Origin of the sequence: Atlantibacter subterraneus, from assembly GCF_007570865.1 — a bacterium.
GTDB classification, from domain to species: Bacteria; Pseudomonadota; Gammaproteobacteria; order Enterobacterales; family Enterobacteriaceae; genus Atlantibacter; species Atlantibacter subterraneus.
This window is the reverse complement of the sequence record NZ_VLPS01000001.1, coordinates 513207-526473: the sequence shown is the minus strand read 5'-3', so window position 1 is coordinate 526473 and position 13267 is coordinate 513207. Positions and strand designations below refer to the sequence as shown.

The window sequence follows — 13267 nt, the reverse complement described above, 5'->3', positions numbered from 1 at the left end:
AGCATATCCAGTTTCAAAATATGCTCAAATCTTTCGCCTTAGCGGTTCAACTGAAACAGCGACATGCCCTGCATATCGGTGAAGGTTTTATAAGAGGCCTGAAGCGCGGCTTGCTGCATCACATAGGATGAAATCACCGAGTTCCAGTCCGCATCAATCAGATTACTCATCTGTTGCGTTTGCCCGAGTGCGCGATCGCTGCCCAGGGTATCCAGGCTGCTCAGCTCGGCCAGCTGAGTACCCAGTTCGGCCTGCACGGTCAATACATTGTTGAGCGAGTTTTTCAGGCCGCGGTTGGTTTTATCAATAACCGCATCCAGAGCGGCCTGCTCATCTTCCGTGGCCCCGGTTTTTGGCGTTTTCAGCGCGGCAATAGCGGTGTCGAGCATATTAAACAGGCTTTTCTCCTGAGTGCTGCCTGCTGGCTCAGGTACGGCATTGCTGGTGATGTTCATAAAAACCGAATCACCGGTATGGCCAATCACCATGCTGCGCGCGGAATCCACCTTTTGGGTGATTTGCTCACTCCCGCCTTTATATTCGATATTGCCCGCGTCGCCGCTGAAGGGAGGGGTAGCGGTTTTAAAACCGGCGAAAATATAGCGTCCGTTGCCGTCGGTGCTGTTCGCCAGGTTCAACAGCTGGTCGCGGATCCCCTGCAAATCGGTAGCCAGCGATGCGCGGTCATCATCGCTCAGCGTGCCGTTGCCTGCCTGAACGATTTTTTCCTGCGCGGTCTGGATCGCGGTGGTGACCTGAGTAAGCACACTGGTTTCCAGCGAGACTTTCTGGGTCGCGAACGAACGCGCCTGGGTGTACTGGCTGTTTTCGGCCTGCGCCTGGGACAGCACCACCGCCTGCGCAGCGGCAATCGGATCGTCCGACGCTTTGTTCACCCGTTTGCCGGTGGACATTTGCTCCCCGTAACCCAGCCATTCGGTCTGCGCGTTGGTAATGCCGCGCATATTCTGCTGGTACATCATTTGAGTACTGATACGCATCGATCAATTCTCCCGTTAGCGGATGGACAGCAGCGCATCAAACAGCGTGGATGCCGTCTGAAGCACCTGGGCATTCGCCAGGTAATATTGCTGGAAACGTTGCAGATTGCCGTACTCTTCGTCGAGGTTGACCCCGGAGATGGACTGCTGCTGGTTGGTCAACTGCACCACCACGTTGCTCTGGGTGGTGCTGGTGACTTTGAGCGTGCTGGTCTTGTTGCCGACGTCACTCACCAGGCTGGCATAGGCATCGTTAAAGGTTTTATTGCCGCCGACCATTTTATTGTTCTGCAAGTCGAGCAGCTTCTGGCCGTTGGTGTTGTCGCTCTCGCCGCTGTCTAACCCACCTGCCATGGCGATTTTCGACTCGTCCTTAATCTTCACTTCCATATTGATAATGGCGTTGGTAACTGGCTTCACCATAAACGAATCGTTATTGGCTGCCGTACCGGTAATGTCGATTTTCAGACCGTCGAACTCGATGGAGTCGCCGTTATCGGTCGGCTTCACGCTGGCATTGTCAGACAAACGCGTCACCTGCCATTCGCCGTTGACGCGGGTGACCTTATAATCCGACGCCTGGACTTCAGATGTCTTCGCGAAGCTCACCTCAAAGGTTGCGCCCGGCTTGCTGTTTTTGGCATTGCTCAACGCTTCAGGTTTACCGAAGCCGAAGAAATCGGTGCCTTCCTTGTTATTCGCATCCACACCCGCTTTATGCTGGGTGTTGAACGCATCGGCAAACGCCAGCGCCATCTGGTTCAGAGAGTTACGCGTCTGGTCCAAATCCTGGGCGCGGAAGGTCATCAGGCCGCCGAGACTGCCGGTGCCGAGTAATTTTTCCGGGATTTCCACGTTGCCCGCGGTCTTATCGACAAACGCCACCGTCGTGCGCGACGGATCGGCGCTGGACGCCACTGCCGCCAGCTGGTTCGCGGTGCTGCCCTGCACCAGGGTGTAGCCGTTGCCGACGGTCACGTTGTAAGTGCCGCCATCCTGAACCGTCACTTCCACGCCAACGATCTTGTTAAGTTCAGATACCAGCTGGTCGCGCTGATCGAGCAAATCGTTCGGCGAGGCTCCAGCGCCCACGCCGGTCAGGCGTGAAATCTGGTCGTTCAGGTTAGCGATTTGCTTCGCGTAAGTGTTGATCTGGCTAACGCTGGTGGTAATAGAGCCATTCACTTCTTTATTCTGATCGCGCAGATACTGGTCGGTGACGCGGAACTGGTTAACCAACCCTTCCGCCTTGCCCAACAGTGCCTGGCGCGCCGCCGGATCTTCCGCATTACTCACCAGCGTCTGCATGGTTTTGAAGAAATCTTGCATGGTGGACGACAGCGTGTTGGTGCTGCTGGAGAGCATATTGTCGATTTTCGACATCTGCTCATAGCGCGTCGTCAGGCCGCTGCTCTGGTTCTGCGCGGCGCGTAACTGATTGGAGATAAACGCGTCATATTCACGGTGTACACCGGTGACGTTAACGCCATTGCCCACCCATCCACCGGCACCCAGCGTACTGTTGGCCTGAGAAAGCACCGTCGTCTGACGGGTATAGCCCGCAACATTGTAATTGTTGATGTTGTTACTGACAGTATTCAGTGCCGCCTGAGCCGCAGAAAGGCCGCTCATTGCGCTGTTAATTAAGCTACTGGACATGGAGGTTCCTTATGAACTTTCAGACTCGGTTCCTGCTTACCGTTATCGGCAGCGTGCTACCAGACTTGAGGCATTTTCAGAACAAAGTCGAAATATCGTTGCTATAAGCTTTGGAGACTTTTTCGCTCATCGCTTTCAGCTGGCCAATCATGGTGGTCAGCTTGCGGGCGTAGTGAGGATCGGTGGCGTAACCGGCGTTTTGCAGGGCCGTCGCGCCCTGCTCCGCCGTCGCCGCGCTGGTCACGGCGGCATAGCGCGGATTGCGGGTCAGTAAGTTGACGTAATCCGACAGCGCTTCCAGATACGAGCCGTAAGCGCGGAATTTGGCCTTCACCTTTTTGGCTTCGCCGTTTTCATATTCGGTAGTGGTGATTTCCGCCACTTCGCCTTTCCAGCCGGGGCTGGCTTTAATGCCGAACAGGTTGAAGCTCGGCTCGCCGTTGGCTTTTAAAATCTGGCGTTGTCCCCAGCCGGATTCCAGCGCCGCCTGGGCCAGAATCAGATGATGCGGCACGCCGCTCTGCTCGCTGGCCAGTTTGGCAGGCAACGACAGCGCCGCCAGGAAGTCTTTGCTGTCGCCGCTGAGCGGTTCCTCCTGGGACGGCGCGCGTGGCACCGCCTGGCGCACGGTCTGTGCCAGGGTCTGGGTCTGGTAGCGGTTGATGGTTTCCAGATCGAACTTCAGCGGCACCTGGTCCGGCGTTTCGGCAGGCTGCTGGGATTCGCTGGTCATCTGCTTAACCATGGCGTCCGCAAGGCCCAGCCCCTTACCGCCAGACAAATGCTGGGCGATTTGCTGGTCATACATGCTGGTGTAAAGCCGCGTCTGGTCGCTGCTGAACAGGCCGTCTTTCGGCAGCGCCTCACGCATGCTTTTCAGCATCATCTGGACAAACATGCCTTCGACCTGCTGGGCCACCGCTTTGACGTTCGCCTTCGGGTCCTGCCCCGCTTTGGCTTTCAGATCGTTCAGCGAGTTCGCGTCCCACGCGGCGCTGGAGAGCAGTTTGGTGTCGTTCAGCATAACAATGACCTAGATGATTTCCAGTTTGGCGCGCAGGCAGCCCGCCGTTTGCATCGATTGTAGAATCGACATCAAATCCATCGGCGTCGCGCCCAGCGCGTTAAGCGCCCGCACCACGCTGTTCAGGCTGGCGCTGGACTGTACGCTTTGCAGCGAGCCGCCGCTCTGACGCATATCGATCTGGGTGTTCGGCGTCACCACCGTCTGCCCACCGCCGAACGGCGTATCCGGCTGGCTGACGTCCAGCTGGCGGTTGACGGTCACCGACAGATTGCCCTGCGCCACTGCGCAGCTGTCCAGCGTGACTTCACGGTTCATCACTACCGAGCCGGTGCGCGAGTTGATAATCACCCGGGCATCCTGCGGAGCGACCCTGACTTCCAGATTCTGGATATCCGCCAGGAAGCGCACCTGGGAGCTGCCGCCGGTCGGCACGCGCACCTGAATGGTGCGGGAGTCCAGCGCCGTGGCGCTGCCGTAGCCGCGCGCGCGGTTAATGGTGTCGGTGATTTGCTGGGCCAGGGTGAAATCTTCCTGATTCAGTTGCAGATTCAGGGTGTTGCTGGTGCCGAACTGGCTGGGCAACTCGCGCTCCACCACCGCGCCGTTGGTGATGCGCCCGCCGTTCAGTTGGTTAACCTGAACGCTACTGCCGCCTGCCGACGCGCCCGCGCCGCCGACCAGAATGTTACCCTGGGCCAGCGCGTAAACCTGGTTGTCCACGCCTTTCAGCGGGGTCATCAACAACGTGCCGCCGCGCAGGCTTTTGGCGTTACCCATTGAGGACACCACCACATCGATGGTCTGCCCCTGGCGGGCGAAGGCCGGGAACGACGCGGTCACCATCACCGCCGCGACGTTTTTCAGCTGCATGTTGGTGCCCGGCGGCACGGTAATGCCTAACTGGGAGAGCATGTTATTCAGGCTCTGGGTGGTAAACGGCGTCTGGGTGGTCTGGTCGCCCGTTCCGTCCAGGCCAACCACCAGGCCGTAGCCAATCAAGGAGTTTTCCCGTACGCCCTGTACGCTTGTGAGGTCACGAATACGGTCGGCCTGGGCGAACGACGCCACCAGCAACAACCCGATTGTGAGGAGTGATTTCAACATAGTCACCTCGCTTACATCGGCGATAAGTTAAGGAAGAAACGCTGCAGCCAGCCCATGTTCTGCGCTTCGTTGATATAGCCGTTGCCGACATATTCGATACGCGCATCCGCCACGTTGGTGGACGGAACGGTGTTGCTGCCGCTGATGGTGCGTGGGTTCACGACACCGGAGAAACGAATGAATTCTGTGCCCTGGTTGATGGCGATCTGTTTTTCGCCCACCACGTGCAGGTTGCCGTTCGCCAGTACCTGGTCGACGGTCACGGTAAGCGTGCCGCTGAAGGTGTTGCTGGCGTTAGCGCCGCCTTTGCCGTTAAAGCTGTTGCCGCCGGAAGCGTCCACGGTGGCGCGGTCGTTGCCGAATAATCCTTGTAGATAGCGCGGCACGGCGTCAAAGCCGAAGTTGGTTTTGCCGTCGCGGCTGGCGTTAGCCGAGGAACTCTTGCTGGCGCTGACGTTTTCCTGCAGGACAATCGTCAGGGTATCGCCGATATTGCGCGGTCGGCGGTCTTCAAACAGCGGCTGGTAGCCGTAGTTAATCGGCTGGGCGGACTGGAAAATAGAACCGTTGACCACCGGCGCGGCGCCTGGCGCGGGCTGCGCGGTTGTCGCGCCCTGCACCAGCGGCTTCGAGGGGACCCAGGCACACCCGGATAACGTCACCATCAGGGCGATGAATAGAGGGCGATATTGCGCACCGGTATTTTGCATTGCTTTCATCTTCAGTATTCGTGCCCGGCGCGGCGTGAACCGCGCCGGGATCACGTTAGAGTTGCGTCAGTTTTTGCAGCATCTGGTCGGTAGTGGAGACCGCTTTACTGTTAATTTCGTAAGCGCGTTGCACCTGGATCATATTCACCAGTTCTTCCGCCACGTTAACGTTCGAGGTTTCCACATAGCCCTGATACAGCAGGCCGGCACCGTTCAGCCCCGGCGTGCTTTCGTTCGGCGCGCCGGAGGACTGGGTTTCGATGTACAGGTTTTCACCAATGCTTTCCAGACCGGTGTCGTTCATAAAGGTGGTCAGGTTTAACTGCCCGACCTGAACCGGCGCGGCCTGGCCCTGCTGGGTCACGCTCACCAGGCCATCGCGACCGATAGTGATGCTGAGCGCATTTGCCGGGACGGTGATCGCAGGCTGGACCTGGAAACCGCCCGCCGTCACCAGCTGGCCATTCTGATCCACCTGGAACGAACCGTCGCGGGTATAGGCAGAGGTGCCGTCCGGCAACATCACCTGGAAAAAGCCCTGGCCTTTGATCGCCACGTCTTTACTGTTGCTGGTTTGCGACAGGTTGCCCTGGCTGTGCAGACGCTCGGTGGCCACCGGACGGACGCCGGTACCGATCTGCAAGCCGGACGGCAGCGTGGTTTGTTCGGAAGACTGCGCACCCGGCTGGCGGATGGTTTGATACAGCAGATCTTCAAATACCGCGCGCTGGCGCTTAAAGCCGTTGGTGCTGACGTTCGCCAGGTTGTTGGCGATCACGTCCATATTGGTTTGCTGGGCGTCGAGGCCGGTTTTCGCAATCCATAATGAGCTAATCATAAAGTGCCCTTATTAAGTCATCGACAGCAGCTGGTTAGCCCGCTGAGAATTTTCATCGACGCTGGAGATAATTTTCATCTGCATCTCGAAGCGTCGGGCGTTGGCGATCATATCGGTCATCGCTTCGACGGGTTTGACGTTGCTGCCTTCCAGCACGCCGGACATCACGCGGATGCTCGGGTCGGCCTGCAACATCGGGCCGCGCTGCGCCTGCGCGGCGGCGCTTAAGCGGAATAATCCGTCATCGCCGCGCACGATCTCATTCCCATCGGCCTTTACCAGTTTCAGACGGCCTACCGGTGCGACGGTGTTTGGCGGGTCGCCGGGGTTGAGCGCCGAAATGGTGCCGTCCGCCGCGATGGTGATTTCCGCGCCTTCCGGTACCACAATCGGGCCGCCGTCGCCCATCACCGGATTACCCTGAATGGTCAACTGCCCCCCGGCAGTGACCTGGATATTCCCGTTACGGGTATAGGCTTCGGTTCCCGCCGCGCTCTGTACGGCGATCCAGCCGTCCTGCTGCAGCGCCACGTCCAGCGGACGCGAGGTATAATCCAGCGCCCCCTGGGACATATTGGCCCCTGGCGTGGATGCCGCCACCAGGGTGCGGGTCGGCAGCGATAAGCCTTCCACCGGCACCGCGCGCAGCGCGGTAAGCTGGGCGCGGAAACCCGGCGTAGAAGCATTCGCCAGGTTGCTGGCATTGACCGCCTGTTGGTTCAGGGTCTGGCTGGCAGCCCCCATAGCGGTATAAATAGCGTGATCCATTAGGCCGTCCCGTCAGGCATTAACGCAGGTTAACCAGCGTGTTCAGGATCTGGTCCTGGGTTTTGATGGTCTGGGCGTTGGACTGGTAGTTACGCTGGGCCACGATCATGTTGACCAGCTCTTTACTCAGATCGACGTTAGAGGCTTCCAGCGCGCCGTTGGTCAACTGGCCGAAGTTGCCGCTGCCCGCGGTGCCCAGCAGCGCCACGCCGGACGCGTTGCTCGCTTCCCACAGGTTATCGCCCTGGGATGAGAGCCCTTCCGGGTTGGCAAAGTTTGCCAGCACGATCTGGCCCAGCAGCTGCTGCTTCTCGTTGGAGTAGTTGCCGACTACGGTGCCGTCATCGTTAATCTGATAGCTCACCAGGTCGCCCGGCTTATAGCCGTTCTGCTCGGTAGAGACGATATTGTTGGAGCCAGTGTTCTGCTGCATTGAACCGGTGAAATCCAGGGTAAACGGCGTTGGCGCTACGCCGTTCAGCGAGCCAGGCGTCATCGCAATCGTCGCCGGGTTGGTCGGTGCCGTCAGGTTACCGTTGCCGTCAAAAGTCATGGTGGTCGGCGCGGAAACCGGGCTGTTCGCCACGCTGCTGTCCTGGTAGTACACCGCCCAGCTGCTGTCGGCGTTTTTACGGAAGTAGACGTTCATGTCATGGGCGTTACCCTGGGTATCGAATACCGTGACGCTGCCCTTTTTGTTGTAGCTATCGGCGTTGGTCGGGTTAAACGCTACGCCCGCCTCGATGGTTTTATCCGAGGAGTTGAGATTGACCACCATTGACGCAGTGGTGGTCACTTTTGCCGGCATCAGGGTGTTCGGGATGGTCAGGCCAACCGGGTTGGCACCCTGCTGAATGGTCGGCGGGGTACCGGTTGCCGGGTAGCCGGTTACCTGCATGCCCTGCATGTTGGTCAGGTTGCGGCTTTCATCCAGTTTGAACTGGCCGTTACGGCTGTAAAACACCGAACCGTTGCTGTCCACCAGGCGGAAAAAGCCGTTCTGGCTAATGGCGACATCGAGGCCACGACCGGTATTGGTGGTGATGCCGTCGCTGAAGTCCTGGGTCACCGCCGCGACTTTAACGCCGAGGCCCACTTTAGAGCCGGCGAACATATCCGCAAAAGAAACGGAAGCGGATTTAAAACCGTAGGTCGCGGAGTTGGCAATGTTGTTGCCAATCACGTCCAGGTTGGAGGCCGCAGCATTCAGGCCGCTGACCGCTTGAGAAAAGCCCATGTCTTACTCCTGTAAGTGCAAGCGTTAGATAATTTGTCGCACTTCGCTGATTGCGAGAGTGCCGTAGGTGCCCAGGTCCAACAGGGTGTTGCCATTACTGCGCGTCACGCCGTTGACTAAAGCGAAATTAAGCGGCTGCGCCACCAGTTGCGTACCGGCAGAGCTTGCCGAAATCGTCACGTTGTACGCGCCGTCCGGCACGGCGGTGCCGTCGGTCATCTTGCCGTCCCAACTAAAGGTGTGAACGCCCGCGCTGAGCTTGCCGATGTCCAGGGTCTGCATCACCACGCCCTCTTTATTGGTGATGGTGGCGGTGACTTTATCCGCCGCCTGCTGGAGCTCAACGCCGAATGGGGTGGTGGTTTCTTTACCCGCCAGGATCGTGCTGCCCGGGATCATCACCCCGCGGTCGATCAGCGCGCTGGCCTGCAACGACTGATTGTTATCAAGCTGGCCGGAGACCGCGCCCAGCGTGGTATTCAGCTTCTCGATCCCGCTTACGGTGCTGATTTGCGCCAGCTGGGTGGTCAATTCGTTGTTCTGCAACGGGTTGGTGGGGTCCTGGTTTTTCAACTGCGCCACCAGCAGCGTCAGAAAGCTGCTCTGGAGATCGGACGCGCTGCTGCCGGTCAGGCTATTGGAACCGGTGGAATAGCTGGCTCCGCTGACGCCAGTATTGGTTGGGTCGTTAACGTTAACGGCAATGGACATGGTTTTCTCCTTATTGTCCGATGGTCAGCGTTTTCAGCATCATGCTTTTCACGGTGTTCAGCACTTCGACGTTGGCCTGATAGCTGCGCGACGCCGACATGGTGTTGACCATTTCGCCGACCACGTCGACGTTCGGCATTTTGACGTAGCCGTTGGCGTCCGCCAGCGGATTGCCTGGCTCGTAGACCAGCTTGTCCGGTGCCTGGCTCTCCACCACCTGGCTGACCTTCACGCCGCCGGTGGCCGCACCGGGCTGGGCATCCACCTGGAATACCACCTGTTTAGCGCGATAGGGCTGGCCGTCCGGCCCGGTCACGCTATCGGCGTTGGCGAGGTTACTCGCCGCCACGTTGAGGCGTTTCGATTGCGCGGTCATGGCTGAACCGGCGATATCAAAAATATTGAGCAGCGCCATGATTAGTTTCCTTGTTGCAGCACGTTCATCATGCCTTTGATTTGCCCGCTCATCAGCGTCAGATCCGTCTGGTATTTCAGCGCGTTATCTGCAAACTGGGTACGTTCGCGGTCCATATCCACGGTGTTGCCGTCCATCGACGGTTGATCGGGGATGCGGTACAGCAAGTTGGTGGATGGGGCCGTGGAAGCCTGGGCGGGAATGTGGTGAGCGGAGGTCATGGTCAGTGCAACCGTGTTGCCTTGAGCCCGTCCGCGCTCCATTACCTGTTTGAGTTGGCTGGCGAAATCGATGTCCCTGGCCTGATAGCCCGGGGTATCGGCATTAGCAATGTTCGCCGCCAGGATCTCCTGACGCTGCGCGCGCAAATTGAGCGCTTCCTGCTGAAAACGCAACGCGGCATCGAGTTTGTCGAGCATGGTTCCTCCGCGAATAGCATGGTGATGGCGACAGCTTAATGCGCGACCACCTCGCCTTATCGTTGGAATAAGCGCAAAATGCGTCGCTATTTGTTGCCTTGAGTCATCACGAGTCGCGGTAAAATCTTCACCATCGCGCTACCGGAGTCTCGGATGAAACGTCTACCCGCCACGCTTGCTACCGTTTTGATGCTGCTTAGCGCATCGGCTCAGGCCGATGTGACCGCAGGATTGACGGCTTTTTTCGCCCAACGACTGGCGGGTATCAGCGACGAGGTTCAGGTCACGGTCAAGTCGCCGCAAAGCAACTGGCCCGCCTGTGACAATCCGGCTTACAGCCTGCCCGGCAACGCCAGGCTGTGGGGCAACCTGAGTGTGCTGGCGCGCTGCGCTAACGATAAGCGTTATTTACAGGTGACGGTTCAGGCTTACGGCGAGTATGTGGTGGCGAGCGCCCCGGTTGCACGCGGCAGCGAGCTGAATGACGGGAATCTGCGCCTGCAACGCGGTCGGCTGGACCAGCTGCCGCCGCGGGCGATGCTGTCGCTCGATCAGGCGCGCCAGTCCCAGACGCTGCGCGATTTAGCGCCGGGGCAAACCCTGACGATGTCGATGGTGCGCCAGCCCTGGCGGGTAAAAGCCGGTCAGCGCGTTATGGTGATTGCCACCGGCCAGGGGTTCAGCGTCAACAGTGAAGGCCAGGCGTTAAATAATGCTGCCGTAACGCAAAATGCCCGGGTGCGCATGGCCAACGGTCAGGTGGTCAGCGGAACGGTAGATAATGATGGGAATATTCTGATAACGCTATAATCTCTTGCCTCTACACTCATCCAGGCGCGGGTAATCGCTGGCGCCGGTAGCCGGGACCGTAGAGTAACGCATTCTTTCTGGTCATTAATTCGCGGGTAAGCGTAATGATGGGTGTAAAGATTTTGCTGCGGCTGCCGATAAAATATCAACAAATGATAAGACAGGCTCACAGCCACGAGCCCCCTCGATGAGGATTGAACATGAGCATAGAACGCACATCGCCTTTAAAACCAATCGGCACTGTCCAACCGCGCGAGGCGGCCGAGCCTGCACAAGTCCCCGTTAATCGCCTGGATAAAACCGCATCCGCCACCAGCACCAGCGTCACCTTCAGCGGCGCGCAGGCGCGTCTGATGCAGGCTGGAAGCAGTGATATCAATATGGAGCGTGTTGAAGCGCTCAAAACCGCTATTCGAAACGGCGAGCTCAAAATGGACACAGGCAAAATTGCCGATGCGCTAATTAACGAAGCTCAGAGTTTCCTGCAGAGTAAATAATGGTATGAGTCGTCTGTCAGAAGTGCTGGATCAAATGACGGCTGTCCTCAACTCGCTGAAAGAGGTGATGGACGCCGAGCAACTTCAATTATCAGCAGGCCACGTGAATGGCAGTGCGTTGCAACGTATTACCGAGCAGAAAAGCTCGCTGCTGGCCACGCTGGATTATCTGGAGCAGCAGCGCCGCGCGGAGCAGAACGCCGGACGCAGCGCCAATGACGATGCGCCAGGACGCTGGCAGGCAATCACCGAGACGACGCAACAGCTGCGCACGCTGAACCAGCACAACGGCTGGCTGCTGGAGGGGCAAATCGCCCGCAATCAGCAGGCGCTGGAAGTACTGAAACCGCACCAGGAACCCACTCTGTACGGCGCGGATGGCCAGACAGCGAACTCCGTGCGCGGCGGGAAGAAGATTTCTATTTAATTTTTTTGCCGGGCCTGACTCTCTGTCAGGCCCGTTTTTGAATCTACCTAAGCCGTCCGGCGCGCAAAATCCCGCACTCTGAAGCCCAGCACTGCCAGCGTGGCGAAGTACGCAACCACCCCAACGATCACCACCGCCAACAGGCGCAGAATACGGTATGGCATGGTGCCCATATCCCATGCAGGCATCACCATCATCATGCCGATCAGCGCGCCCGCCATCACCAGCACCGCAATAATCAGCCGGGTCAAAAAGCGCGCCCAGCCCGGCTCCGGCTGGAAGATTTTCTGTTTACGCAGTTGCCAGTACAGCAGGCTGGCGTTTAAGCAGGCGGCAAGTCCGATAGACAGCGACAGCCCGGCGTGCTTCAGCGGGCCGATAAACGCCAGGTTCATCAGTTGAGTCATAATCAGCGTCACGATGGCGATCTTCACCGGGGTTTTGATGTTCTGGCGAGAGTAAAAGCCCGGTGCCAGCACTTTTACCACGATCAGCCCCATCAGCCCCACCGAGTAGGCGATCAGCGCGCGCTGGGTCATATCGGCGTCGAAGGCGGTGAATTTACCGTACTGGAACAGCGCGGCAATCAGCGGTTCGGCCAGAATGCCCAGCGCCACGGCGCTCGGCAGCGCCAGTAAAAAGCACAGCCGTAAACCCCAGTCCATCAGGCGGTTATATTCGTCGTGATTACCGCTGGCGAAGCTGCGCGACAGCGACGGCAGCAGGATCGTGCCCAGCGCCACGCCCAGCACGCCGGACGGGAATTCCATCAGGCGGTCCGCGTAGTACATCCAGGAAACCGAACCCGACACCAGGAATGAGGCGAAAATGGTGTTAATGATCAGGGAAATCTGGCTCACCGACACGCCGAGGATCGCCGGGCCCATCTGCTTCACCACCCGCATCGCGCCGGCATCGCGCAGATTAATGCGCGGCAGCACCAGCATGCCGATTTTTTTCAGATGCGGTAGCTGATACAGCAGTTGCAGCACGCCGCCTACCGTCACTGCCCAGGCCAGCGCCAGCACCGGCGGATGGAAATACGGCGCGGCAAACAGCGCAAAACCGATCATGCTGATGTTGAGCAGCGTCGGCGCGAATGCCGGGACCGAGAAGCGGTTCCAGGTATTGAGGATCGCCCCGGCCAGCGAGGCCAGCGATATCAGCAGGATGTACGGGAAAGTGATACGCAGCAGCTGTTCGGTCAGCGCGAACTTGTCAGCGGTGTCCACAAAGCCCGGCGCGGTGACCAGGATCACCCAGTGTGCGCCAATAATCCCCAGCACCGTGACAATCGCCAGCGCCAGGGTCAGCAGGCCCGAGACATAGGAGATAAACAGCCGCGTGGCCTCTTCCCCCTGCTTGCTTTTATATTCCGCCAGGATCGGCACAAACGCCTGGGAAAATGCCCCTTCAGCGAAAATACGGCGCAGCAGATTGGGGAGTTTAAACGCCACAAAAAAGGCGTCGGTCGCCATCCCTGCGCCAAACACGCGTGCCACAATGGCGTCGCGCGCAAAACCCAGCACGCGGGAAAACATGGTCATCGAGCTGACCGCAGCCAGCGATTTTAATAAGTTCATTATTCCATTCCACAAACACTAACGCCTGCAAAGCAGGCGTCAGGTATTCAGCGAGCGCCTA

The 13267-nt window shown here is 58.5% G+C and carries 15 protein-coding genes; 3 read left to right on the top strand and 12 right to left on the bottom strand.

The genetic code is table 11. The annotated features are described in order from the left end of the window. Positions 1-38: 38 nt before the first annotated feature. The 11 genes from flgL to flgB all read right to left on the bottom strand — a co-directional run bounded on the left by flgL (position 39) and on the right by flgB (position 9889). A complete protein-coding gene (flgL, locus tag FND52_RS02570; protein WP_144129213.1) occupies positions 39-1001 on the bottom strand; it encodes a flagellar hook-associated protein FlgL in 963 nt (320 codons plus the stop codon). Positions 1002-1016: 15 nt separating this feature from the next. Further along, positions 1017-2660, bottom strand: a complete 1644-nt coding sequence (flgK, locus tag FND52_RS02565) for a flagellar hook-associated protein FlgK (RefSeq protein WP_125292117.1) — start codon at positions 2658-2660, stop codon at positions 1017-1019. Positions 2661-2736: 76 nt separating this feature from the next. Continuing rightward, a complete protein-coding gene (gene flgJ, locus FND52_RS02560) occupies positions 2737-3684 on the bottom strand; it encodes a flagellar assembly peptidoglycan hydrolase FlgJ (RefSeq protein ID WP_144129212.1) in 948 nt (315 codons plus the stop codon). 9 nt (positions 3685-3693) lie between these two features. After that, positions 3694-4791 carry a flagellar basal body P-ring protein FlgI gene (locus FND52_RS02555; RefSeq protein ID WP_125292119.1) on the bottom strand — a complete coding sequence of 366 codons (1098 nt, stop codon included), beginning with the start codon at positions 4789-4791 and terminating at the stop codon, positions 3694-3696. Positions 4792-4802: 11 nt separating this feature from the next. Then, positions 4803-5501: a flagellar basal body L-ring protein FlgH gene (flgH, locus tag FND52_RS02550; protein WP_125292496.1), complete on the bottom strand. Its 699-nt coding sequence runs from the start codon at positions 5499-5501 to the stop codon at positions 4803-4805. Positions 5502-5556: 55 nt separating this feature from the next. Then, positions 5557-6339 (bottom strand): flagellar basal-body rod protein FlgG, encoded by a 783-nt coding sequence (flgG, locus tag FND52_RS02545; RefSeq protein WP_125292120.1) that lies wholly within the window; start codon positions 6337-6339, stop codon positions 5557-5559. A 12-nt stretch (positions 6340-6351) separates the two neighbouring features. Beyond that, positions 6352-7107 carry a flagellar basal body rod protein FlgF gene (locus FND52_RS02540; RefSeq protein WP_125292121.1) on the bottom strand — a complete coding sequence of 252 codons (756 nt, stop codon included), beginning with the start codon at positions 7105-7107 and terminating at the stop codon, positions 6352-6354. Positions 7108-7126: 19 nt separating this feature from the next. Next, positions 7127-8344 (bottom strand): flagellar hook protein FlgE, encoded by a 1218-nt coding sequence (gene flgE, locus FND52_RS02535; RefSeq protein WP_125292122.1) that lies wholly within the window; start codon positions 8342-8344, stop codon positions 7127-7129. Positions 8345-8368: 24 nt separating this feature from the next. Continuing rightward, complete coding sequence (gene flgD / locus FND52_RS02530) at positions 8369-9055, bottom strand: flagellar hook assembly protein FlgD (RefSeq protein ID WP_144129211.1); 687 nt, start codon at positions 9053-9055, stop codon at positions 8369-8371. A 10-nt stretch (positions 9056-9065) separates the two neighbouring features. Next, a complete protein-coding gene (gene flgC, locus FND52_RS02525) occupies positions 9066-9470 on the bottom strand; it encodes a flagellar basal body rod protein FlgC (protein ID WP_125292124.1) in 405 nt (134 codons plus the stop codon). A gap of 2 nt (positions 9471-9472) precedes the next feature. Further along, positions 9473-9889: a flagellar basal body rod protein FlgB gene (gene flgB, locus FND52_RS02520; protein WP_125292125.1), complete on the bottom strand. Its 417-nt coding sequence runs from the start codon at positions 9887-9889 to the stop codon at positions 9473-9475. Between the two features lie 153 nt (positions 9890-10042). Here flgB and flgA point away from each other — a divergent pair, with 153 nt between their 5' ends. From flgA to flgN, 3 genes are all read left to right on the top strand, one after another. Next, a complete protein-coding gene (gene flgA, locus FND52_RS02515) occupies positions 10043-10699 on the top strand; it encodes a flagellar basal body P-ring formation chaperone FlgA (protein ID WP_125292126.1) in 657 nt (218 codons plus the stop codon). 200 nt (positions 10700-10899) lie between these two features. Next, entirely contained in the window at positions 10900-11196 is a 297-nt protein-coding gene (gene flgM / locus FND52_RS02510; protein WP_144129210.1) for a flagellar biosynthesis anti-sigma factor FlgM, read from the top strand. 4 nt (positions 11197-11200) lie between these two features. Further along, positions 11201-11623, top strand: coding sequence for a flagella biosynthesis chaperone FlgN (gene flgN / locus FND52_RS02505; protein WP_125292128.1), 423 nt, complete (start codon positions 11201-11203; stop codon positions 11621-11623). Between the two features lie 47 nt (positions 11624-11670). On the opposite strand, the gene murJ is transcribed toward flgN, so the two are convergent. Then, entirely contained in the window at positions 11671-13206 is a 1536-nt protein-coding gene (gene murJ / locus FND52_RS02500) for a murein biosynthesis integral membrane protein MurJ (protein WP_144129209.1), read from the bottom strand. Between the last annotated feature and the right edge of the window lie 61 nt (positions 13207-13267).